This is a genomic window from Pseudomonas sp. PAMC 26793 (genome assembly GCF_000313235.1).
GTDB classification, from domain to species: domain Bacteria; phylum Pseudomonadota; class Gammaproteobacteria; order Pseudomonadales; family Pseudomonadaceae; genus Aquipseudomonas; species Aquipseudomonas yamanorum.
In genome coordinates, this window is the sequence record NZ_AMXG01000046.1 from 46,216 (window position 1) to 71,495 (window position 25,280).

The 25,280-nt window shown below is 62.8% G+C and carries 11 protein-coding genes; 6 read left to right on the forward strand and 5 right to left on the reverse strand.

The features are described from left to right. Positions 1-24 precede the first annotated feature (24 nt). On the reverse strand, positions 25-12,969 hold the full coding sequence (locus D109_RS0126150; protein ID WP_026078221.1) for a non-ribosomal peptide synthetase: 12,945 nt from the start codon (positions 12,967-12,969) through the stop codon (positions 25-27). Between the two features lie 62 nt (positions 12,970-13,031). Beyond that, positions 13,032-13,790, reverse strand: a complete 759-nt coding sequence (locus D109_RS0126155; RefSeq protein ID WP_017479479.1) for a thioesterase II family protein — start codon at positions 13,788-13,790, stop codon at positions 13,032-13,034. Between the two features lie 277 nt (positions 13,791-14,067). Here D109_RS0126155 and D109_RS0126165 point away from each other — a divergent pair, with 277 nt between their 5' ends. Continuing rightward, positions 14,068-14,619, forward strand: a complete 552-nt coding sequence (locus D109_RS0126165) for an RNA polymerase factor sigma-70 (protein WP_017479481.1) — start codon at positions 14,068-14,070, stop codon at positions 14,617-14,619. Positions 14,620-15,435: 816 nt separating this feature from the next. Here the strand turns inward: D109_RS0126165 and D109_RS0126170 are convergent. From D109_RS0126170 to D109_RS0126180, 3 genes are all read right to left on the reverse strand, one after another. After that, complete coding sequence (locus tag D109_RS0126170; RefSeq protein WP_017479482.1) at positions 15,436-16,449, reverse strand: GNAT family N-acetyltransferase; 1,014 nt, start codon at positions 16,447-16,449, stop codon at positions 15,436-15,438. Between the two features lie 66 nt (positions 16,450-16,515). Next, complete coding sequence (locus D109_RS0126175; protein ID WP_026078222.1) at positions 16,516-17,304, reverse strand: ABC transporter substrate-binding protein; 789 nt, start codon at positions 17,302-17,304, stop codon at positions 16,516-16,518. A 99-nt stretch (positions 17,305-17,403) separates the two neighbouring features. Further along, complete coding sequence (locus D109_RS0126180; RefSeq protein ID WP_017479484.1) at positions 17,404-18,027, reverse strand: TetR/AcrR family transcriptional regulator; 624 nt, start codon at positions 18,025-18,027, stop codon at positions 17,404-17,406. 154 nt (positions 18,028-18,181) lie between these two features. Between D109_RS0126180 and D109_RS0126185 the strand changes: the two genes are divergently transcribed. The 5 genes from D109_RS0126185 (at position 18,182) to D109_RS0126205 (ending at position 24,463) form a co-directional block, all read left to right on the forward strand. Beyond that, on the forward strand, positions 18,182-19,960 hold the full coding sequence (locus tag D109_RS0126185; protein WP_017479485.1) for an acyclic terpene utilization AtuA family protein: 1,779 nt from the start codon (positions 18,182-18,184) through the stop codon (positions 19,958-19,960). Positions 19,961-19,971: 11 nt separating this feature from the next. After that, positions 19,972-20,844, forward strand: coding sequence for an SDR family oxidoreductase (locus D109_RS0126190; RefSeq protein ID WP_017479486.1), 873 nt, complete (start codon positions 19,972-19,974; stop codon positions 20,842-20,844). A gap of 3 nt (positions 20,845-20,847) precedes the next feature. Beyond that, on the forward strand, positions 20,848-22,464 hold the full coding sequence (gene atuC, locus D109_RS0126195; protein WP_017479487.1) for a geranyl-CoA carboxylase subunit beta: 1,617 nt from the start codon (positions 20,848-20,850) through the stop codon (positions 22,462-22,464). Positions 22,465-22,535: 71 nt separating this feature from the next. Next, positions 22,536-23,693 (forward strand): citronellyl-CoA dehydrogenase, encoded by a 1,158-nt coding sequence (atuD, locus tag D109_RS0126200; RefSeq protein WP_017479488.1) that lies wholly within the window; start codon positions 22,536-22,538, stop codon positions 23,691-23,693. Further along, complete coding sequence (locus tag D109_RS0126205; protein ID WP_017479489.1) at positions 23,690-24,463, forward strand: enoyl-CoA hydratase/isomerase family protein; 774 nt, start codon at positions 23,690-23,692, stop codon at positions 24,461-24,463. The genes atuD and D109_RS0126205 overlap by 4 nt, the downstream gene beginning before the upstream one ends. Positions 24,464-25,280 lie beyond the last annotated feature (817 nt).

Consider the following 25,280-nt stretch of genomic DNA (forward strand, 5'->3'; position numbering starts at 1 on the left):
TAGGCAGTTGCTTCTGACCAACGGTTATAACCCCTCCAACTCCGCCATCAAATCACTCAGCCGATCCACCTTCTGCGCACTGATCTCATTCGCCGCAAGCCCGTCGATATACCCCGCCAACTCCTCCACCGTGCTGCATTCGAACATCGCCCGCAACGGCACATCCCGCTGCAGTGTCTTCTGCACGCGCGAAACAATCTGCGTGGCCAACAACGAATGCCCGCCCAGCTCAAAGAAATTATCCTGCACACCCACGCGCTCAACTTTCAGCACCTCGGCCCAGATCCCGGCCAACGTCTGCTCCAGCTCATTACGCGGCGCCAGATAATCCTGGCTGTGCAACTGGCCAATCTCCAACGCCGGCAAGGCCTTGCGGTCCAGCTTGCCGTTGGCATTCAGCGGCAAGCGCTCAAGCCACAGCCAATGCAGCGGCACCATGTATTCCGGCAACTCGGCTCGCAGGCGTTGCTTGATGCGATCGAGGCGCTCGCCGGGATTCACCTGCGCATCCGCCGCCACCAGGTAGCCCACCAGATGCTTGCCGTTGACACCCTCCTGCACGCCCACCGCCGCATCCCGCACTTCCGGTTGTTCATGCAGGCGCGCTTCGATTTCACCCAGCTCGATCCGGTAACCACGAATCTTCACCTGATGGTCGATACGCCCGACGTACTCCAACACCCCATCGCTGCGCCGACGCGCGAGGTCGCCGGTGCGATACAGGCGCTCCCCCGCCGCGCCAAACGGATTCGGCACAAACACCTGGGCGGTGCGCAGCGGATCGCTGACATAACCACGACCCACGCCGGTCCCCGCGACGCACAACTCGCCGACCGCGCCTTGGGGCACCAACTCCAGCGCACCATCCAGCAGGTACAAACGGTTGTTGTCGGTCGGCGTACCAATCGGCAGATAAGTGCCACGGGTCGACGCCAGGTCGACGCAGAAAAACGCCACGTCGTCCGAACATTCCGCCGGGCCATACGCGTTGACCAGGCCAATCTGCGGATAGCGCAACAACCACTGGTGCGCCAGTTCCGGCGGCATCGCCTCACCGGTCGGCAGCATCCAGCGCAAGCCATCCAGGCTCATGCGGTCCTGGGCGAGCATGCCCTGGATCAGTGACGGCACGCTTTCCAGCACGGTAATGCCCTGGGCCTGGACGTGAGCGAGCAAGCCTTGCGGGTCATGGGCAATCGCATTTGGCACAATGTCCACCCGCGCCCCGAACAGCGGCGCCGCGAGGAACTGCCATACCGAGATATCGAAACTTTGCGAGGCGGTTTGAGCGATCACATCGTGCTCGGTCAGTTGCAGATACGGCACCTTGCTCAGCTGGTTATTGAGCATGCCGCGCTGCTCCACCATCACGCCCTTGGGCAAGCCCGTAGAGCCCGAGGTGTAGATCACGTAGGCAAGGTTGTCCGGCGCGCTGTAGATCCCGGGATTGTCCTCCGAGCCAATCATCTCCTCCCACACCAGCAACTTCGGCCGGCCGGAGCAGGCAAACTCTTCCAGCAGCAGCTGCGCCTGCTCACGGCACGCTTCGGTGCACACCAACAGCGGCGTGCGGCTCAAGTCGATAATCCGGCTCAAGCGTTGGCTCGGCAGGCCCGGGTCCAGCGGCAGGTAACCGGCACCGGCCTTGAAGCTGCCGATGATCATGCCCAGCAAATCCAGATTACGTTCAGCCAGCAACGCCACAGGTTGGTCCAGCCCGACACCCGCGGCAATCAGCGCATGGCCCAGGCGATTACTGCGCCGGTTCAGCTCAGAGTAGCTCCATTGCTGATCCAGGCAACTGGCGGCAATCCGCTGTGGATGCTGTGCCACCTGGGCTTCGAACAGCTCGATGTAACTGCGCTCCAGCGGATGTTCATGCTCGCTCTGGTTGCAGCCGTCCACCAGGAACTCACGCTCCTGCTCGCCAATCAGCGGCAAGTCGGCCATGTCGCCATGGAATCCCTGTACCAGCGCCAGCAGCAGGCGCTTGAATTCGCCGAGCATGCCTTGCACGGTGGTTTCATCGAAATAGCGCTGGTCGTAGGACAGGTGCAGGCCCAGGTCATCGCCCGGGTAGCACACGGCTGTCAGCGGGAAGTTGGTGTGGGTACGCCCGGAATCCGAGGTGGCATTCAGGCTTTGCGCGCGGTCCAGCACCGAGACTTCCACCGGGGCGTTTTCGAACACAAACAGGCTGTCGAACAGCGGCTGGCCCTTGGGCAGTTCGCTGTTTTCCTGGATGGTCACCAGCGGCAGGTACTCGTACTCGCGCAACTGCATATTGCTGTCGAGCAGGCCGCTCAACCATTGGCGCACGCTGCACTGCTGATCGTCCTCCGGCAGCTTGACCCGCAAGGCGATGCTGTTGATAAACAGCCCGACGGTGCGCTGCATCTCGGGCATTTCCACCGGGCGCCCGGCCACGGTGACGCCGAACAGCACGTCGCGATCGCCACTCAAGCGCCGCAGCACCAGGGCCCACGCGGCCTGGGCAAAAGTGTTCACCGTCAGTTGATGGGCCTGGGCCAGCTCGCGCAATTGCGCACCGTCGCGCACATCCAAGCGGGTATAGCAGTCGCCCACCACCATGCCGCCGCTATGGCCGGCATGTTCCCGCAGGAACGGCCGGTCGCTCGGAATCGGCGTGGTGCGCTCGAACCCTTGCAGGTTCTGCTGCCACCACTGGCGCGCCTCGGCGAGGTTCTGGCGTTGCAGCCAGGCGATGTAGTCGCGATAACGCGGTGGCGTCGCCAATTGCGCTTCGCGGCCTTCGCTGAGGGCCGTGTAGATGTCGAAGAAATCGTTCATCAGCAGCGAGCGGCACCAGGCATCGATCAGGATGTGGTGGTTGCTCATCATGAACCAGTAGTGGGCTTCGCCCACGCGGATCAGTCGCAGGTGGAACGGTGCCTGGTTAAGCAGATCGAAGCCGGCTTCACGCTCGCTTTTCAGCAACGCTTGCAGACGCGGTTCCTGCTCGCTTTCCGGTTCCTGGCTCCAGTCGAGGTACTCGATCGGCGTGCTGCCGGGCTTGTGGATAACCTGCAGCATGTCCTCGCCGACGTTCCAGCAGAATGAGGCGCGCAAGGCTTCATGGCGGGCGATCACCGCCTGCCAGGCCTGGGCGAAACGCTCGGGGTCCAGGGCGCTGTTGATGCGGTAGCGGTCCTGCATGTAATAAAGGCCGGTGCCCGGTTCCAGCAGGGTGTGCAGCAGCAAGCCTTCCTGCATCGGGGTCAGCGGGTACACGTCTTCGATGGCATTGGCCGGCACCGGCAGCGCGTCCAGTTGCCCTTGGGTGAGGTGCGCCAGCGGGAAGTCCGACGGCGTGAGACCGCCCGCGTCGGCCTTGAGGCAGTGCTCGATCAAACTTTGCAGTTCCGCCAGGTAAGCGTCCGCCAGTTCAGCGATGGTCTGGCTATCGTGACGTTCGCGGCTGAAGGTCCAGCGCAGCACCAGTTCACCACCGTACACCTGGCTGTCGACGCTCAGCTCGTTGGGCAGCGGCGCGTCCGGGTCATGGGCGATCCCGGCGGATTCGTCCAGCGGGTGAAAGAGCGCGTCAGCGCCAAAGCTCTGGTCGAACTGGCCGAGGTAGTTGAAGGTGATACTGGCGCTCGGCAACGCGGCCATGGTCTGGCGGCACAGGTCGTCAGCCAGGTAGCGCAGCACGCCATACCCCAACCCTTTGTGGGGTACGCCCCGCAGTTGCTCCTTGATCGCCTTGATCGAGGCGCCCTGCCCGGCGGCTTCTTCGATATGCAACGGGGTCAGGCGCAGCGGGTAGGCGCTGGTGAACCAGCCGACGCTGCGGGTCAGGTCGATCTCGTCGAACAGGGTTTCGCGGCCGTGGCCTTCGAGCTGGATCAGTGCCGATTCATGGCCACTCCAGCGGCACAACACACGGGCCAGGGCGGTCAGCAGCAAGTCATTGACCTGGGTGCGGTAAGCACTCGGCGCCTGTTGCAACAGCTGGCGGGTACGCTCGGCATCCAGGCGCACGCTGACGGTATCGGCATCGCGATTGCGCAGCGAACCTTGCGGGCGATCCACCGGTAGTTCAACGCCAGGGCCGGCCAACTGCTGCTGCCACACGTCCAGCTCTTCACGCAGGGATTCGCTGCCGGCATAGGCCCGCAAGCGTGCCGCCCAGTCGCGTAACGCGCTGGTCTTGGCCGGCAGGCTGACGGGTTGGCCGTCGCTCAACTGGCGATATACGGTCTGCAGATCTTCCAGCAATACGCGCCAGGAAACACCGTCCACCACCAGGTGATGGATCGCGATCAGCAGCCGACGCTGGCCTTGCGGGCCATCCACCAGCAGCGCGCGCAACAGCGGGCCGTGGGCGAGGTTGAGGCTGCGTTGGGTGTCGGTGAACAGCGCGCTGCACTGCTCCATATCCGCCACCTGGGCTTGCAACAGCAGCCCGCCTTCCGGCACCGCCAAATGCTCGGCATGCCATTGAGCGTCGCGCTGAGTGAAGCTCAGGCGCAGGGCGTCATGGTGTTCCAGCACCGCCAGCAACGCCTGCTCCAGGCGGTGGGGTTCGAGGGCCTGAACAGGTTCCAGCAGCAGTGCCTGGTTCCAGTGCTGGCGCTCGGGGATGTCGGTGTCGAAGAACCAGTGCTGGATCGGGGTCAGCCCGGATGCGCCGGTCAACACACCTTGTTCGGCGATAACCTGCTCGGTGCGGGTCGCCACGGCGGCCAGGGTCTGCACGGTCTGGTGCTGGAACAAGTCACGTGGGCTGAAATGAATCCCCGCTTGCCGCGCGCGGCTGACCACCTGGATCGACAGGATCGAGTCCCCGCCCAGCTCAAAGAAGTTATCGTCGAGGCCCACCTGCTGTACATTCAATACCGCGCACCAGATCGCCGCCAGGGTTTGCTCCAGTTCGTTGCGCGGCGCCACGTAGTGCTGACGACTCGCCTCGGGATCCGGCTGCGGCAAGGCGCGGCGGTCGAGTTTGCCGTTGGCGGTCAGCGGCATGCTGTCGAGGACAATCAGGTGCGCGGGCACCATGTAGTCCGGCAACTGCGCTTTCAAATGCGCCTTGAGGGATTCACGCAGTGCACCGTGCTCTTCGTCGCTGACCAGATAGGCCACCAACTGTTTGCCGCTCGGTGAATCCAGCGCCAACAACACCGCTTCATGCACCGCCTCGTGTTCCAGCAGGCGGGTTTCAATTTCCCCCAGCTCGATGCGGAACCCGCGAATCTTCACTTGATGGTCAATACGGCCAAGGTACTCCACCAGGCCATCGGCACGCTGGCGCACCAGGTCGCCGGTGCGATACAGGCGGCCGCCGTTCGTGGCAAACGGGTCCGCGACAAACCGCTCCGCCGTCATCCCCGGACGCTGGTGATACCCCTGGGCCAGGCCGGCACCGCCGACGTACAATTCACCCGTCGCGCCCTGCGGCACCAACGCCAGGTCCGCATCCAGAATGTAGGCCACACGTGCGCCGATGATGCTGCCGATCGCCACGCTGCCGGCGCCCTCCTCCAGTGTTTCCGGGGCAAGACTGGCCAGCGGCATCACCACCGTTTCAGTCGGGCCATAGGCGTTGAAAAACAGTGCCGGCTTGAATGCCGCGCGGATACGCTGCAAGTGCTCGCCGGTCAGGGCTTCACCGCCGGTGATGCACATGCGCACCGGCAAGGTCTGGTGTTGCGTGGCCAGCCATTGCGCCAACTGGCTGCCGTAGCTTGGGGTGAAGCCGAGGATGTTGATGCGGTGCTGACGAATCAGCCCGCAGATTTCTTCCGCATCCCATTGGCCCTGGGCCCGCAACACCAACTGGGCACCACTGAGCAACGGCACCAGCAAGCGTTCGGTGGCGGCGTCGAAGTTGATGGAATAGAAGTGCAGCTCGCAGTCATCCGGGCGCATGCCGAAGCGTTCGATCACCGCCTGGCAATGCATGGCGATTTCACCGTGGGACACCACCACGCCCTTGGGCTTGCCGGTGGAACCTGAGGTGTAGATCAGATAGGCCTGGTGTTGCGGCAGGCTGATGAAGGGCAACTCACCGGCCGGGTAGTCGGCCAGGGTTGGCAGGTCATCCTCCAGGCACCAGCGACCGACGCTGGCGGGCAGCTCGCCCAGCGCGTCGAACATCGCAACGTCGCTGAGCAACAGGCAGATGCCACTGTCTTCGATCATGTAGTGCAGGCGATCCAGCGGGTATTCCGGGTCCAGCGGCACATAGGCGCCGCCGGCCTTGAGGATCGCCAGCAGGCCGATCACCATTTCCAGCGAACGCGGCAGCGCCAGGCCAACCCGCACCTGCGGGCCCACGCCGCGCTCGCGGAGCATCCAGGCCAGGCGATTGGCGCGGCTGTCGAGTTCGCTGTAGCTCAGGGTCTGCCCGGCGAAGGTCAACGCCGGGGCATCCGGGCGGGCCAGGGCTTGCTCGCCGAACAGGTGGTGAATGCACTGATCAAGACGATGCTCGCCGGCCTCCATGCCAAGGCTGTCTTGCAACGAGCGCTGCTCGGCCGCTTCCAGCAGCGGCAACTCACTCAGGCGCTGTTGCGGATCGGCAAGCAAGGCTTCCAGCAGGTTTTGCCAATGGGCGGCCATGCGCGCAATGCGCGGCTCGTCGAACAGGTCGGTGCTGTAGGTCAGGCAGCAACCCAGGCGATGGTCGAGGTCGGTGACTTCCAGGTTGAGGTCGAACTTGGTGGCGCGGGCATCGTTGGCCAGGTACTCGACGCTCATCCCGGCCAATGTACGGCTCTGCTGGAACTCCCAGCGCTGCACGTTGCACATCACCTGGAACAACGGGTTGTACGCCGCGCTGCGAGGTGGTTGCAGGGCTTCCACCAGATGGTCGAACGGCAGGTCCTGATGGGACTGGCCTTCGATCACTGTATGGCGTACCTGGTCGAGCAATTCGCCGACGCTCATCTGCCCGTTGAGCTGGCAACGCAGCACTTGAGTGTTGAGGAATGCACCGATCAGCCCTTCGCTTTCCGGGCGAATCCGGTTGGCCACCGGCGCGCCGATGCGCAGATCGGTCTGGCCGCTGTAGCGGTAGAGCAATACCGCGAGGGTGGCGGTCATGGTCATGAACAGGGTCAGACCAAGCTCGGCGTTGAAGACCCGCACGCGGGCAGCCAGGTCATCGCTCAAGTCGAAACGGTACAGCTCGCCCTGGTGACTTTGCACCGGCGGTCGCGGGCGGTCGCCCGGCAGTTCCAGCAGCGGGTGTTCGGTACCCAGTTGCGCGGTCCAGTAATCCAGTTGGCGCTGGCGCTCGCCGGACTCCATCCACTGGCGCTGCCACACGCTGTAGTCCAGATACTGCACCGGCAGCGGTGCCAGCGGCGATTCGCGGTCATCGATAAAGGCTTCGTACAACGCGCTGAGCTCACGGGCAAAAATGTCCATGGCCCAGCCTTCGGTGACGATATGGTGCAGGGTCAGCACCAGATAATGTTCCTGCTCGCCGGCCTTGACCAGGCAGGCGCGCAGCAGTGGACCGGTCTCCAGATTGAAGGGCGTGTGGGCTTCATGATCGGCCAGTTGCTGTACGCGCAGTTGCCGCTCAGCTTCATTGAATGCCGAGAAATCCTGCCAATCCATGCGTACGCCGGTTTGCGCTGCAACCTTCTGCTGCGCCACGCCATCAATGCTCGGGAACGTGGTGCGCAGGGTTTCGTGACGCATGATCAAGGCCTGCAACGCCGCCTCGAAACGCCCCACGTCCAGCACCCCACGCAAGCGCGCCATGCCGCCAACGTTATACGCCGGGCTGTCGGGCTCCATCTGCCAGAGGAACCACATGCGCTGTTGGGAATAGGACAGCGGCACCGGCTGGCTGCGGTCGACCTTGCCGATCGCCAGCTGTTGGTTACGCTGGCCGGAGGCCTGGATCAGGCGGACCTGCTCGGCGAAAGCCCCCAACTCGCTGGCTTCGAACAATGTGCGCAACGGCAGCTCGACATCGCAGGCCTGACGGGTGCGGGAGATGATTTGCGTGGCCAACAACGAATGGCCGCCGAGGGCGAAGAAGTCGTCCCGCAGGCCGATACGTGGCAGGGCCAGGACTTCGCGCCAGATCGCGGCGATTTGCTGCTCCAGCGCTGTTTCAGGTTCGACGTGTTCACGCACTTGCCACACCGGTTCCGGCAAGGCACGGCGATCCAGTTTGCCGCTGGGGCTCAGGGGCATCGCGTCCAGGCGCATCAATTGCGCCGGGACCATGTACTCCGGCAGCTCAGCGGCCAGGGCGGTTTTGACGTCCTGCTCATCCAGCGGTTCGTTGGCGGTGTAGTAACCGATCAACTGCGCACCGGCGGCCGTTTCCCGCACCAGCACCACCGCTTGGGCGATGCCTTCAAGGGCCAACAGACGCGCTTCGATCTCTTCAGGCTCGACACGGAAGCCCCGCAGTTTGACCTGCTGATCCAGGCGCCCGAGGTATTCCAGTGCACCGTCGGCGCTCCAGCGCACACGGTCACCGGAGCGATACAAGCGTGCGCCCGCCTCGCCCAATGGGTCGGCGACAAACCGTTCAGCGGTCAGCCCCGCACGCCCGAGGTAACCCCGGGCCAAGCCGATACCGCCGATGCACAACTCACCCGGCACACCCGCCGGCAGCGGATTGAACTGATCATCCAGCACCCGGCAGATCACATTGCCCAGCGGCCGGCCAATCGGTGAACGCTCGCCGTCCTCCACCTGGCACTGCCAATGTGTCACGTTGATCGCGGTTTCAGTCGGGCCGTAGCGGTTGTGCAACTGCACCGCCGGCCACTGCGCCAACACCCGGTTGCGCAACTCGGCAGGCAGCGCTTCACCGCCGGAGAACAGACGACGCAGGCTGGTGCATTCGGCGGCCAGCGGTTCGTCGACAAACAGCTGCAACAACGGCGGCACAAAGTGCAGCGTGGTCACGCCGTGTTCCTGCACCAACTGGGCAATGCGATGGGGGTCGCGATGCTCGCCGGGGCCAGCCAACACCAGGCGGCAACCGGTGATCAGCGGCCAGAAACACTCCCACACCGACACGTCGAAACTGATGGGCGCCTTTTGCATCAGCACATCGGTTTCATCCAGCTTGTAGGTAGCCTGCATCCACTGCAAACGCTCGGCCAGCGCGGCATGGGTGTTGCCCACGCCCTTGGGCTGGCCGGTGGAGCCGGAGGTGTAGATCACGTAGGCGAGGTTGTCGCCGTTCAGGTGCAGGCCCGGCGCGTGGGTCGGCCAGCTTTCCAGCTTGAGGCTGTCCATGGCGATGACGCAGACGCCTTCAGCCGTGGGCAGTTGCTCCAACAGCGAAGTCTGGGTCAGCAGCAGTTGCACGCCGCTGTCCTTGAGCATGTAGGCCAGGCGTTCTGCCGGGTAGTCCGGATCCAGCGGCACATAGGCACCGCCGGCCTTGACGATTGCCAGCAGGCCGATCAGCAATTGCGGCGAACGCTCGGCGGCGATGGCCACGCACACGTCCGGGCCGACGCCCTTGTCCCGCAGGTAATGGGCCAGGCGGTTGGCCTGGGTATGCAGTTGGGCGAAGGTCAGGCTGCCGTCCTGCCACACCAGTGCGGTGCGCTCCGAAACCTGTTGGTTGAGTTGTTCCGGCAGCCAGCTCTGCGCCGATGTGCACGGCGCGGCGCTCCACTGGCGTTGTTGGGTGTGTTCGTCGGCGTGCAGCAGCTTCAGGTCACCGATAGCCTGTTGCGGTTGCTCGCAAATGGCTTGCAGCAGGTTGATGAAGTGCTCGGCCAGCCGCTCGATGGTGGCGGCGTCGAACAGTTCGTCGGCGTAGTCGAAGGACAGGCTCAAGCGGCCGTTGCGGTCTTCTTCCGTGTGCAGTTGCAGGTCGAACTTGGCTTCGCGGCTGTGCCACGCCAACTCGTCGGCGAGCAGGCCCGGCAAGCGGCGCAAGGCACTGAGGTCGCGTTGCTGGTGGTTGAACATCACCTGGAACAGGCCCTGCTCCCGGGCTTGGGGGAAGGCTTCCAGCAGTTGCTCGAAGGGCAGGTCCTGATGAGCTTGGGCGCCAAGGGCAGCGGTTCGCGTTGCAGCCAGCAGCTCGGCAAATGGCAGGCGTGCATCCAGTTCGGCGCGCAGTACGAGGGTGTTGATAAAGAACCCGATCAGGCCTTGGGTTTCCTGGCGCGGACGGTTGGCGTTAGGCACGCCGATGCGGATATCACGCTGGCCGCTGTAGCGATAGAGCAAGCTTTGGAATGCCGCAAGCAACAGCATGAACGGGGTGGACTCGTGAGCCTGGGCGGTCTTGCGAATGGCTTCGCTGAGGCTCGCGGTCACACGCACGCTGTGGCGTGAAGCACTGCGAATATGCTGCGCCGAGCGCGGGTGATCGGTGGCCAGGCTCAGGGTTGGGTGGTCGTCACCCAGTTGTTGTTTCCAGTAAGCCAGTTGCCGCTGGCCCTCGCCCTCTGCCAGCCACTGGCGCTGCCAGCTACCGTAGTCAGCGTATTGCAGGGCCAGCGCCGGCAACTCCAGGGTCTGGCCTTGGGACGCCGCGGCGTACAGGCGGGAGAATTCGTCGATCAACACGTTGAGCGACCAGCCGTCCGCGATGATGTGGTGCATCGTCACCAGCAGTTGGTGGTCTTCGTCCTCCAGGCGCACCAGCGTCACCCACAGCAGTGGGCCTTTCTCCAGGTCGAACTGGGTGCGGGCTTCATCTTCGCGGATCTGGTTGGCCCGGGCTTCACGCTCGGCGGTGGGCAGGTCGCTGAGGTCGATGACTTGCAGGTCGAAATCAGCCTGGGCGTCGACTCGCTGGAAGCCTTGGCCATCGCGTTCAAAGAAGCGCGTGCGCAGGGACTCGTGGCGCTGGATCAGTTGCTGGAAGCTTGCGCGCACCGCGTCTTCATCGAGCTCACCGCGCAAACGCAGGGCGCCGGGGATAGTGTAGGCGCTGCTTTGCGGGTCCAGTTGCCAGGTGATCCACAGGCGGTTCTGCGCGAGGGATTGCGGCAGGTCTTCCTGGCGCGACAGCGCATGGATCGCGCCTTGGGCCACGCCGCCATCTTGTTGCAATTGCGCGACGCTGGTGGCGAAGGCGGCCAGGGTGGGCGCTTCGAACAGCAGGCGCAGGTTCAATTCCAGGCCGAGGGTTTCCCGCAGGCGGGCGACGACCTGGGTGGCGCTGATGGAGTTGCCCCCCAGCAGAAAGAAGTGATCGTCGGCGGCGACCTGTGCCACCTGCAATTGCTCGCACCAGATCACGGCAATCTGGCTTTGCAATTCGGATTGCAGGGCAGCATCGCCGACCTGCGCTGGCACACCGGGGAACTGCGCATAACTGTCGAGGCTGCCATCCGCCAACCGCGTGCGACAGGCCGAACGCTGCACCTTGCCGCTGGAGGTTTTCGGCAAGCCGCCGGGATTGAGCAACACCACCACACTCGGCGCTTCCTGGCAGGCCTCGGCCACTGCTTGGCGAATCGCCTTGATCAACGCTTCAGGCGGCAGGATTTTCTGCACGCTGCGGCTGATTTCGGCGGCGATGCCGATGCCTTCCAGGCCCTGGTCATTCACCGCAAACGCGGCGACCCGCCCCTTGCGCACCACTTCCACTTCAAGCTCGATGGCTTGCTCGATGTCTTGGGGGTACAGGTTGTGGCCCCGCACGATCAGCAGGTCTTTCAGACGGCCAGTGATGAACACTTCACCTTCGCGGATAAACCCGAGGTCGCCGGTGCGCAGCCAGGTACGGCCTTCGTGCTGGACGAAGGTCTTGGCGGTGGCTTCAGGATTGCGCCAGTAGCCATGGGCGATGCTCGGGCCGGCGGCCCAGATTTCACCGACGGCATTGTCGGGGAGCGTCGCCAGGGTGGCGGGGTCGGCAATCAGCACTGCGTGTTCGGGCTGGCTGGTGCCGCAACTCATGATCGCCGCACCCTGCCCGGGCTCGGCGCGGTTGGCGGCCAAAGCCTGTTCGTCAAGGCGCAGGGCCGGGATGCCCTGGCCACGGGTGCCGCCGGCAACGAACAAGGTGGCTTCCGCCAAGCCATAGGATGCAAAGAAGTTATTCGAGGTAAAACCACAAGCGGCGAACTTCTCGGCAAAGCGTTCCAGGGTGTCGAGGCGGATCGGCTCTGAGCCGGAATACGCCACGCGCCACTTGCTCAGGTCCAGGCGATCCAATGCCGACTCGCTGACCCGCTCGCTGCACAAGCGGTAGGCGAAGTCCGGCCCGCCGCTGATGGTGCCGCCGTATTCGCTGATCGCTTCGAGCCAGCGCAATGGCCGGCCGAGGAAGTAGGCCGGCGACATCAACACGCACGGCACGCCGCTGAAGATCGGCTGCAGCAGGCCGCCGATCAGGCCCATGTCGTGGTACAGCGGCAGCCAGCTGACGATCACGTCGTCGGGGTTCAGGTCGATGCCGAAGCCTCGGCGGATCAGCAGCTCGTTGGCCACCAGATTACCGTGGGTGACCTGCACGCCCTTGGGCAACGCGGTGGAACCGGAGGTGTATTGCAGGAAGGCGATGTCATCGTCTTGCAAGTTGGGCGCGACCCAATGGCTCGCGATTTCGGCACTGAGGCTGTCGACGCACAGCAACTGCGGTGCACCTTCGAGTTGCAGCAACGAATCCCCGAGGCTGGAGGTAGTCAGCAGCAAGCGCGGCTCAGCGTCCGCGATGATCGACAGCAGGCGCTCCTGATGATGACGGCGGGTGGACTCCGGCGGGTAAGCCGGTACCGCGATGACACCGGCATACAGGCAACCGAAGAACGCCGCGACATAATCCGGCCCACTTGGGAACAACAGCACCGCGCGATCGCCCAACACGGCGTTGGCCTGCAAGGCCGCGGCGATGGTGCGGGCGCGCATGTCGAGGTCGCGGTAACTGAGGACGACACTCTGCTCGGCCGTCTCGGCGAGGAAACGCAACGCCAGTTGATCCGGGGTTTGCGCGGCGCGGCGTTGAAGGGACTGGACCAGGGTGCGGGGAAGTTCGAAGGCGTCCATCATGGGGTTCCTGCCTGAAATCGGCTAACTGGGAAATCGGGGAATGTGTGGCCGGGGCAGCTTGTTCAGCCCGCGGCCCGGGCCATCTGCCGCGCGGCGTCATTGCGCCAGCGGGCCAAGTGTTCGTCGGCGTAACGCCGCACACAGCGCAGTACGGAGCTCTCGCGCTGCACCAGGAAGAAGTGGTGTCCGTCGAACATGTCGAGGGAAAAACCGCTGGCGGTGTCCTGCTGCCAGTCCAGCAATTGGTCGGCACGCACACTGTCCTGCTTGCCGCCAAAGACATGGATCGGCAGGGGCAGCGGCTCGCGCTCGCCATACTCGAAACTGCCGCAAAGAAGGAAGTCGGCCCGCAGGATCGGCAACATCAACTGCATCAGTTCGGCATTGGCCAACACCTCTTCGCCCGTGCCCTTGAGCTCACGCAGGCGGGCGATCAGTTGCTCGTCGTTTTTCTCGATGGCGTATTCGCTGACATCGCGACGGGCCGGGCCGGCGGTACCCGACGCGAATAGCGCCAGTGGCTGCGGCACACCCCGTTCACGCAGGGCATGGGCCAGTTCGAACGCCAGCAGACCGCCGAGGCTGTGGCCGAACAAGGCGTAGGGGCCGTCCAGTTCGGCGCTGATTTCGTCAGCCAGTTGTCCAGCCAGGGCTTTGATATCGCGCTGCAACGGTTCATCCATGCGCATGCCGCGCCCCGGCAACTCCAGCGGACGCACCTGCAACCACTCGGGCAACGCCCGCCGCCAACGGCTGTAGACCATGGCGCTGGCGCCGGAATACGGCAGGCAAAACAGGCGTAATCGAGCCAGCGTGTTCATTTCAGACCACTCCCGCTCACACGATAAAAACCCATTTTGTCCTCCTCCAGGCGCTGATCCTTGGCCGGTTTGTTAACTGGCCTGTCACCCATGAGAACGGATGGCCCCTGGAAATAATTAGTCAGCGAGACGCGGTTCACACCTCTCGATAAAGCATAAGATTAGTTCGTCTTCTCATTTGACAATCATTATCATTAAGCATAATTTGTTGCCCGATGTGTAGGAGGCCTCAGCAAGGACGCCCTCCCCCAACCTCTTTTGCAGCAAGGTGATTTCCATGACGGAACAAGTATCCACAGGCAGGTGCGACTCACCCCTACTCCAGGCCTTCGTCGACAATCGACTGATCCTGGTCAAGATCGCAGCACGCATTACCGGCTGCCGCTCCCGCGCTGAAGACGTGGTGCAAGACGCCTACTTCCGGTTGCAATCGGCCCCCACCATCACGTCATCGTTCAAGGCGCAGCTCAGTTACCTGTTTCAGATCGTGCGTAACCTGGCCATCGATCACTACCGCAAGCAGGCGCTGGAGCTGAAATACTCCGGCCCGGAAGAGGAAGGCTTGAATGTGGTTATTCACGGGGCTTCACCTGAGACGTCGCACATCAACTTTTCGACGCTGGAGAACATTGCTGATGCGTTGACCGATTTGCCTCAGCGCACGCGTTATGCGTTTGAGATGTATCGGCTGCATGGGGTGCCGCAGAAGGATATTGCCAAGGAGCTTGGGGTTTCGCCGACGCTGGTGAACTTTATGATTCGGGATGCGTTGGTGCATTGCCGGAAGGTTTCCGGGACTCATAGCGACACGTTTGCGCGGCGGGTATGATTGGGTCTGCTGGTGGGTGCATATCCGTTATTTGTGTGATGGCGGGTATTGGTTCCGCTCTTACAGCGGCTCACTTTTGAAAAGCGCAAAAGTAAGCAAAACGCTCTTGCCCCACCACTCGGCTCCTCGCCTAGGCTCGGAGTGCCCTCACTCCGGCTTTGGACCGTGGGCCGCCGTCATGGGCCATCCCTGGCCCAGGACGGCTAACCCGGCGTCCTGCCGGGTTACCCACGCTCCAAAGCCTGCGTTCGGCCAGCGTGGTTTAACGGGGCGCCTAAGATCAAGATCAAAAGCAAGAGCACAGCGGCCTCCCGGCCGGCTTGAGTGTTGAAGAGCAAAATCAAAAGCTAAAGCGGGCACGGTTCAAATGTTGGAGCTGGCTTGCCTGCGATAGCATCAACTGGGTGTACCTGATGCACCGAGTTGTCTGCATCGCAGGCAAGCCAGCTCCCACAGAAAAGCAGCTTTGTTTTCGCTCTGGTCTTTGCTTTTGCTTTTAACACTCAAGCCGGCCGGGAGGCCGCTGTGCTCTTGATCTGCTTTTGATCTTGATCTGACTGCCCCAATAAGCCCGAGGCCGAACGCAGGCAGTGCGGAGCGGGTAAACCGGCAGGACGCCGGTTTAGCCGCGCCGGGCCATGGATGGCCCGTCGCGGCGGCCCGCGGAGCAGTGCCGGAGTGAGGGAACATCGAGCCTAGGCGAGGTGCCGACAGGCGGGGCAGAGCGTTTTGGTTACTTTGCCGCTTTTGCAAAGTGACTCGCTGTAAGAGCGAAACCATAAGCGGCCGTTACCTAAATAACGGATATGTACCCGGTCAAACCAACCCACACCGCTCAAAAAACCGCTCCCGCCCCAGGATCATCAACGCCGCCCGCTTATGCGGAAAATCAAACTCCTTCTCACAGTGGAAACACTGATTCTGCATATGCCCAATCATCCGCCCGTTATCCGCCCGAGGCTCAGCCACCACACGCTGCGTACGCGGATCATCAAGAAACAGGTAATGCACCAACGCCGACAACCAACTCGCCACCTTGTGCGGGCCACGGTGGTGCTCTTCACCCACCAACATATGAATCCCGCGATCGTAATCCGCCACGTCATAGAACGGCGCAATCCGATCCTCCTTGGCCCAATACGCCTCGAAATACGCAAACGGCTCATCATCAAAACAGCCAATCAACGTCAACGCATGGGGATCCGCTTCCAGCTTGTCCAGATACTCCCGATGCTGCTCCAGACTGCCGGTCTCCTGCCAGAAATTCGCCACCCGCACACTGTTCTGCCAACGATTGAATCGCGCCAGATCAACATCAATCTCAACCGTGCGCAGTGAAATCCAGGCACCCAACCGCGCATCAAAGCGCCGATAAACCTCACCCCGCGGCTTCGGCGCACGAGCGGGATGACGCTTGCCCCCACTGATGATCACCTGCTGCGGATAAGTCCCGGTCACCGACCGCCCCAACCACGGCTGCGGTAATTGCCAGAACAACGTGCGCTCGCAATGAAACTGCCCGGCAACCTCGGTCGCCACCAGCAACCCACAGCGCAACGCATCCTCTGGGGCATGCTCAAGGCGCCAGACCAGCCGCTGACGCCCAGGCTCTTTGGCAAACAACCAATAACACGCCGCCCACAACGCCCGGGCAGCCGGCACAAGGCCGGGCTCCTGCAAATGCACCAACAGCTCATCACCCCGTTCAAGGCGCAAACGAATCAGCGGCTGCCCCTCAAGGGTCAGGCTCAGGCGACTGTCAGTTTCATCAGCATTCAGGGCAGGCCCCGCCGGCAACGGCAGGACAGACAGGTCATTCAGATGGGACATGGGATGGGCTCACGAATCGTCGACAGTTCAACAAGTGACGTGAGCCAAGAGCAAAAATTTAGACGATCACGGCACCGGCATCACATCGATGCGGTAAGGCTCGAAGATCTTCAGCAACTGGCCATTGTCCCGCAGTTGCTTGAGCAGACCGGCGAAATCCGGCCCGGTGATCGGCGCCTTGGGCCGCAGCAACGCGTAGTGGTGGTAGACCTGGTCAATTCGCTCGGACACCAGGAACTGCCCCGCCGTATCGGCATTGCGCGCCAAAAAATCACTGAGGTAGGAACGCGTCACCAGGGCGATGTCGGCGCGGCCACGGGCGACCATCAGCAGGTTGCTGTCGTGGGAATAGGTCAAGGTGGCGTTGAAATGCTCCACCAGGTACTTGGGGTCGGGGTTGAAGTTGGCGAATGCGTAGTGATAGCCGCTGAATACCGCCAGCCGCTTGCCGGCCAGGTCGGTGAAATACCCTTGGTCGCGGCCTGGCTCACGCTGGGCGACAAAGATTTCGGCGTCTTCCAGGCCCATGTCGACTGCCGTATGGGGAATATCCTGCCAACCCCAGTTCGGATTTTCGAAGATCGCCATATCCACCCGGCCCTGCTGGAAGTCGCGAAAACGCCGGGGGATCGAGGTGGGCACCAGCACAAACTGGTAATCGGTTTGCAGGGCATTCAAGGCTTCCACCAGCTGCGGCAGCAACCCGGTGTCGGCGCCCTGCTCCGGGCGCACCGTGTACGGCGGAAAATGCGCAGCACCGACCCTCACCAATTGGGCGGCCGAAGCCGGCATCAGCCACAGTGCGCCAAGTGCCAATATTGAGAGTCCTGCAGCCAATCGCCAGGGCGAAAACATCAAGGCACACACCGTCGAAAACTTTGATCCCGCTAAGCTAGGCGTTTTTGTCTAGCGAGACAACTTTCTGCCACACAATTAATAGCTTGCGCGAACGAACTAGTCAGCTTTCAAAACCATCAGCAAAGCTTCATCGGCCAGTTGCTCCAGGGTCATGCTGCCCTGGGCACGAAACCAGGTGGTGGTCCAGGATAATGCGCCGGTCAGGAAGCGCCGGGTGATAAATACATCGCCCTTGATATAACCGGCCTCCTTGGCCTCCCCCAGCACCTGCAACCAGATATCTTCGTAAATATCCCGCAAGGCCAGCACTTGGGCCTGGCCCTCGGCCGACAACGAACGCCATTCATACACCAGCACCGCCATGGCCTCGCCGCTGCCGCCCATGATCGACTGCAATTCGCAGCGAATCAGCGCCAACACCCGCTCGCGCACGTTGGTCGCCTCGGCCAGGGAAGCGCGCATCAGGGCGGTGTTGTAGTGGATGGTTTCCTCCATCACCGCTCGCAGGATTTCGTCCTTGCTCTTGAAATGATGAAAGATGCTGCCGGACTGGATCCCGACCGCGCCGGCCAGGTCACGCACCGTGGTGCGCTCAAAGCCCTTGTTGCGAAACAGGTGGGCCGCGGTTTGCAGCAGCTTGCCACGGGCACTGTCGGGGTCGGTCAATTGGCCGGCGTCGACCATGGTGCGCATCACCCGCAGGGCTTTTTGCTCATCCATGCTGCTCTCCTTAACTTCTGGTTACGTCTTGGGCGGCAATTTAGGCCGTGGCAGCCAACCAAGCAAGCGCTTGGGGCAAAGTTGTGACCAGAGTTTACAAACCAAGCGCTTGCTTGGTAGTGTTGGTATCAGCAAACCAGAGGAAGGACGCCCCATGAACAAGACGGTACGCATCGGCTGCGCCAGCGCCTTCTGGGGCGACACCTGCACCGCGGCTGCGCAGTTGGTAGAAGGCGGCGCGCTGGATTACCTGGTGTTCGACTACTTGGCGGAAGTCACCCTGTCGATCCTCGCCGGGGCGCGAATGAAAGATCCCCAGGCCGGCTATGCCACGGATTTCGTCGAGGTGCTGACGCCACTGCTGGCGGATATCCAGCGCCAGGGCATCCGTGTGATCAGCAATGCCGGCGGGATCAACCCCCAGGCCTGCGCCGCCGCGTTGCAGGCGGCCTGCGACCAGGCGCAAATTCCGCTGAAGATCGCCGTGCTGCTAGGGGATGACCTGCAACCGCAGTTCAAGCAACTGCATGGCATCACCGACATGTTCAGCGGCGCGCCCTTGCCGCCGATGTGCGTGTCCACCAACGCCTACCTCGGCGCACCCGGCATCGTGCAGGCGCTGAAGCTGGGCGCCGATATCGTCATCACCGGTCGTGTGGTGGACAGCGCGGTGGTCAGCGCGGCACTGGTGCATGAATTCCACTGGTCCTGGCAGGACTACGACCGCCTGGCCCAGGCGGCACTGGCCGGGCATATCATCGAATGTGGCGCCCACTGCACCGGCGGCAACTTCACCGATTGGCGGGAGGTGCCGGACTACGAACACATCGGTTTCCCGATTGTGGAGGTCAGCGCCGACGGCCAGTTCACCGTGAGCAAGGTCGAGGGCACCGGTGGACTGATCAGCGAACTGAGCGTCGCCGAGCAACTGCTGTATGAAATCGGCGACCCGCGCGCCTACCTGTTGCCCGACGTGATCTGCGACTTCAGCCACGTAAAGCTCCAGCAACAAGGCAAAAACCGCGTACGCCTGCACGGCGCCAAAGGCCTGCCGCCCACCGACCAGTACAAGGTCAGCGCCACCTACCCGGACGGCTTTCGCTGCACCGCCAGTTGCCTGATTGCCGGGATCGACGCGGTAGCCAAGGCCGAGCGGGTCAGCCAGGCGATCATCAACAAGACCTCAGAGCTGTTCAGCCAGCGCGGCTGGGCGCCCTACACCGACGTCAACATCGAACTGCTGGGCAGCGAAGCCACCTACGGGCCACACGCCCAACGCCAGGACTGCCGCGAAGTGGTGGTGAAACTGGCGGTGCGTCATCCCAGCAAACAGGCGCTGGTGCTGTTCGCCCGGGAAATTGCCCAGGCAGCCACCGGCATGGCCCCGGGGCTCACCGGGATCGTCGGCGGGCGACCCACGGTGTACCCGCTGATTCGGCTGTTTTCGTTCCTGATCGATAAAAGCGCCTGCCAGTTGCAGGTCGACTTTCTTGGCGAACGGCATCCCTGCGTACTGCCTGTCGCCGAACCCTTGAACACTTCAATCGAGCGGAGTGATCCGCCCAAACCCCAAGGCCGTGCCGACGCCAACGTGCCGCTGGTCAAGCTGGCCGTGGCCCGCTCCGGCGACAAGGGCAACCACAGCAACATCGGGGTGATCGCCCGCGAGCCCGAATACCTGCCGTGGATCGCCGAAGCCTTGACCCCCGAAGTGATCGTCGACTGGATGAGCCACGTGCTCGACCCGATCCACGGCCGTGTCGAGCGCTGGTACTTACCCGGCAGCCACAGCCTGAACTTCCTGCTGGAAAACGCCTTGGGCGGCGGCGGGATTGCCAGCCTGCGCATCGACCCCCAAGGCAAGGCCTTCGCCCAGCAACTGCTGGAAATACCGATTGCCGTGCCGCAGCACATTGCCGATCAATTCAATTAAGGACTCACGCCGTGGCCTTCGACTCGATCTTCAAAGCCGACTTGTTCCAGGGTCAGACCATCATCGTCACCGGCGGCGGCAGTGGCATTGGCCGCTGCACCGCCCACGAGCTGGCGGCCCTCGGCGCCCATGTGATTCTGGTGGGGCGCAAGCCGGAAAAACTACAAGCGGTGGCGGCAGAGATTATCGAAGACGGCGGCCGCGCCAGTTGGCAAGCCTGCGATATTCGTGATGAAGAAGCGGTCAAGGCGCTGGTCAGCCAGATCCTCCAGGAGCACGGCCCGATTCATAGCCTGGTGAACAACGCCGGCGGCCAGTATCCCTCGCCGCTCGCGTCGATCAACCAGAAGGGTTTCGAAACCGTGTTGCGCACCAACCTGGTGGGCGGTTTCCTGATGGCCCGGGAAGTGTTCAACCAGAGCATGAGCAAACACGGCGGGTCCATCGTCAACATGCTCGCCGACATGTGGGGCGGCATGCCGGGCATGGGCCACTCCGGCGCGGCGCGGTCGGGCATGGACAACTTCACCAAGACCGCCGCCTTCGAATGGGGTTACGCCGGGGTGCGGGTAAACGCCGTGGCGCCGGGCTGGATTGCATCGAGTGGCATGGACACTTACGAAGGCGCGTTCAAGGCGGTGATCCCGACCTTACGCGAGCATGTACCGCTCAAGCGCATCGGCACCGAATCGGAAGTCAGCGCGGCGATTGTGTTCTTGCTCAGCCCCGCCGCCGCGTTCGTCAGCGGCAGCACCTTGCGCATCGACGGCGCCGCCAGCCTCGGCAGCCGCGCCTGGCCGCTGCACAAGGCGCAACCGCCGAGCGTGTCCTTTAATGGTTTCCACCGGGCTTATTTGCCGGACGTGCTCAAGGAGGAGAAATAAGCCATGCCGGTGATCGACTCGCAACTCGACGCTCACAGCCCGCAATTCGCGCAGAACCGCGAGGCGATGCTCACAGGCGTCAATCAACTGCGCCAGCTGGAGCAAAACCTGCTGAGCAAGGCCGCCGAAGCCAAGGCCAAGTTCGACAAGCGCGGGCAACTGCTGCCACGGGAACGCCTGAATTTGCTGCTGGACCCTGGCGCGCCGTTCCTCGAACTGGCGAGCCTGGCCGGCTACAAACTCCACGACGACAAGGACGGCAGCGCCGCCGGCGGGGGGTTGATCGCCGGCATCGGCTACGTCAGCGGCGTGCGCATGCTGGTGGTGGCCAACAACAGCGCGATCAAGGGCGGAACCATTTCCCCCTCGGGCCTGAAAAAGTCCCTGCGCCTGCAACAGATCGCCATGGAAAACAAATTGCCAGTGGTGACCCTGGCAGAAAGCGGCGGCGCCAACCTCAACTACGCGGCGGAGATTTTCGTCGAAGGCGCACGCAGCTTCGCCAACCAGGCGCGGATGTCGGCCATGGGGTTGCCGCAGATCACCGTGGTGCATGGCTCGGCCACGGCGGGCGGCGCCTATCAGCCGGGGCTTTCGGATTACGTGGTGGTGGTGCGCGGCAAGGCCAAGCTGTTTTTGGCCGGCCCGCCGCTGCTCAAGGCGGCTACCGGCGAAGTCGCCACCGATGAAGAACTGGGTGGCGCGCAGATGCACGCGCAAACCGCCGGCACCGCCGAATACCTGGCGGAAAACGACGCTGACGGCGTGCGCATCGTGCGCGAAATTGTCAGCCTGTTGCCGTGGAATGACCGCTTGCCGCCTCTGCCAAAGCGCGCTTATAGCGAGCCGTTGTACCCGATTGAAGAGCTGTTGGGGCTGATCCCCGACGATCCGAAAAAACCCTACGACGTGCGCGAAATTCTCGCGCGACTGGCAGATGGTTCCAACTTCCTGGAGTTCAAGGGCGAGTTCGACCCGCACACCGTCTGCGGCCACTTGCACATCCAGGGCCGCGCCTGCGGCTTTATCGGCAACAACGGGCCGATCACTCCGAAGGGCGCGAGCAAGGCCGCACAATTTATCCAGCTGTGCGACCAAAGCCAGACACCGCTGCTGTTCTTCCACAACACCACCGGTTTCATGGTGGGCACCGAGTCGGAACAGCAAGGCGTGATCAAGCACGGCGCGAAGATGATCCAGGCGGTGGCCAATGCCCGGGTGCCGAAGTTGACCATCGTCGTCGGCGGCTCCTATGGCGCCGGCAACTACGCAATGTGCGGCCGTGGTCTCGACCCGCGCTTCATCTTCGCCTGGCCCAACAGCCGCACCGCCGTGATGGGTGGCGCCCAGGCCGGCAAAGTGCTGCGAATCGTCACCGAAGCCAAGCAACTGAAAGACGGCCTGGTGCCCGATCCCAAGGTACTCGACATGCTCGAACAGGTTACCGCACAGAAACTCGACAGCCAGTCCACCGCCCTCTACGGCAGCGCAAACCTGTGGGACGACGGGCTGATTGATCCACGTGATACACGAACCTTGCTCGGGTTTCTGCTGGACATCTGCCACGAGGCCGAGGTGCGGCAACTACAGCCCAACAGCTTTGGTGCAGCGCGGTTTTGATGATCGTTCCCACGCCCCGCGTGGGAATGCAGCCCGGGACGCTCCGCGTCTCCATAGGGAGAACAATAAAAATGATCTTCACCCAGGAACACGAACAACTGCGTCGCACCGTCCGTGGCTTTGTCGAGCGCGAGATCAACCCCCACGTCGACGAATGGGAAAAGGCCGGACGCTTCCCGATCCACGAGATCTTCCGCAAGGCCGGCGACCTCGGTTTGCTGGGCATTTCCAAACCGGAAAAGTTCGGCGGCATGGGCCTCGACTACAGCTACTCCATCGTCGCCGCCGAAGAATTCGGCAGCATCCGTTGCGGCGGCATCCCGATGTCCATCGGCGTGCAAACCGACATGTGCACCCCGGCCCTGGCCCGCTTCGGCTCGGATGAGCTACGGGAGGAATTCCTGCGCCCGGCCATCAGCGGCGAGCAGGTGGGCTGCATCGGCGTCTCGGAAACCGGCGCCGGCTCCGACGTGGCCGGGCTGAAAACCCATGCCCGCAAGGACGGCACCGACTATGTGATCAACGGCAGCAAGATGTGGATCACCAACTCCCCGAGCGCCGACTTTATCTGCCTGCTGGCCAACACCTCGGACGACAAGCCGCACATCAACAAGTCGCTGATCATGGTGCCCATGAACACCCCCGGCATCAGCGTCAGCCCGCCCCTGGAAAAGCTCGGCATGCACAGCTCGGAAACCGCCCAGGTGTTTTTCGACGACGTGCGCATCCCCCAGCGCAACCGCATCGGCCATGAAGGCGCGGGGTTCATGATGCAGATGCTGCAGTTCCAGGAAGAACGTCTGTTCGGCGCGGCCAATATGGTCAAGGGGCTGGAGTACTGCATCGACAGCACCATCGACTACTGCAAGGAGCGCAAGACCTTCGGCAAGGCGTTGATCGACAACCAGGTGATCCACTTCCGCCTGGCCGAGCTGTCCACCGAAATCGAATGCCTGCGGGCGCTGGTGTACCAGGCCACCGAGCAATACATCAAGGGCCAGGACGTAACGCGCCTGGCCTCGATGGCCAAGCTCAAGGCCGGGCGCCTGGGGCGGGAAGTGAGTGACAGTTGCCTGCAATATTGGGGCGGCATGGGGTTCATGTGGGACAACCCGGTGGCCCGGGCTTATCGGGATGTGCGGCTGGTGTCGATTGGCGGTGGGGCGGACGAGATCATGCTGGGGATCATCTGCAAATTGATGGGCACCTTGCCGGGGAAAAAGTCGTGAATACGTTGTTGCTGGAGCCGCATAACGGGGTGTTGCATGTGACGCTCAATCGACCGGAAAGCCGCAATGCCATGAGCCTTGAGATGGTGACCGAGTTGCGTTCGGTACTCGCCGATGTGGCCGGGGATAAAGCCTTGCGGGCGGTGGTTATCAGTGGATCCGGTGGGCATTTTTCGGCCGGTGGGGATGTGAAGGACATGGCTCGCGCGGGGGCCACGGGCGGGTTGCAGGCGTTGAACCGGGCGTTTGGCACGCTGTTGCAGGAGGTTGAGGCGCTGCCGCAGGTGGTGATTGTGGTGCTCCAGGGTGCCGTGTTGGGGGGTGGGTTTGGGTTGGTGTGTGTCAGTGATGTGGCGATTGCGGATCATCAGGCGCAGTTTGGGTTGCCGGAGACCAGCCTTGGGTTGTTGCCGGCGCAGATTGCGCCGTTTGTGGTGAAGCGTATCGGGTTGACTCAGGCGCGGCGGTTGGCTTTGACGGCGGCGCGGTTTGATGGGGTTGAGGCGCTGCGGTTGGGGTTGGTGCATTTTGTGGAGCACGATCCCCAGGCGTTGGCGGAGCGCGTGGATGAGGTGTTGGGGCAGGTTTTGCGCTGTGCTCCGGGGGCTAATGCGCGGACCAAGGCGTTGGTCTTGGCCAGCGGTGAACAGGCTTTGGGGCCGCTGCTGGATCAGGCGGCTGAATGGTTTGCCGAGGCGGTTTGTGGCGAGGAAGGGATTGAGGGAACTCAGGCTTTTGTGCAGAAGCGCAAGCCGCGGTGGGCGCGATGAATGGGGGGCATATCCGTTTCTGCGGTGATGGCCGCTATTGGTTCCGCTCTTACAGCGGCTCACTTTTGAAAAGCGCAAAAGTAAGCAAAACGCTCTTGCCCCACCACTCGGCACCTCGCCTAGGCTCGGTGTGCCCTCACTCCGGCTTTGGACCGTGGGCCGCCGCGATGGGCCATCCTTGGCCCAGCGCGGCTAACCCGGCGTCCTGCCGGGTTACCCACGCTCCAAAGCCTGCGTTCGGCCAGCGTGGTTTAACGGGGCGCCTAAGATCAAGATCAAAAGCAGATCAAGAGCACAGCGGCCTACCGGCCGGCTTGAGTGTTTTAGAGCAACAGCACAATCAAAAGCTAAAGCGGGCACGGTCCAAATGTGGGAGCTGGCTTGCCTGCGATGGCATCAACTGGGTCTGCCTGATACACCGAGTTGTCTGCATCGCAGGCAAGCCCGCTCCCACAGAAAAGCAGATCTGTTTTCGCTCTGGTCTTTGCTTTTGCTTTTAACACTCAAGCCGGCCGGGAGGCCGCTGTGCTCTTGATCTGCTTTTGATCTTGATCTGACTGCCCCATTCAGCCCGAGGCCGAACGCAGGCAGTGCGGAGCGGGTAAACCGGCAGGACGCCGGTTTAGCCGCGCCGGGCCATGGATGGCCCGGCGCGGCGGCCCGCGGAGCAGTGCCGGAGTGAGGGAACATCGAGCCTAGGCGAGGTGCCGACAGGCGGGGCAGAGCGTTTTGGTTACTTTGCCGCTTTTGCAAAGTGACTCGCTGTAAGAGCGAAACCATAAGCGGCCGTTACCTAAATAACGGATATGTACCCGGT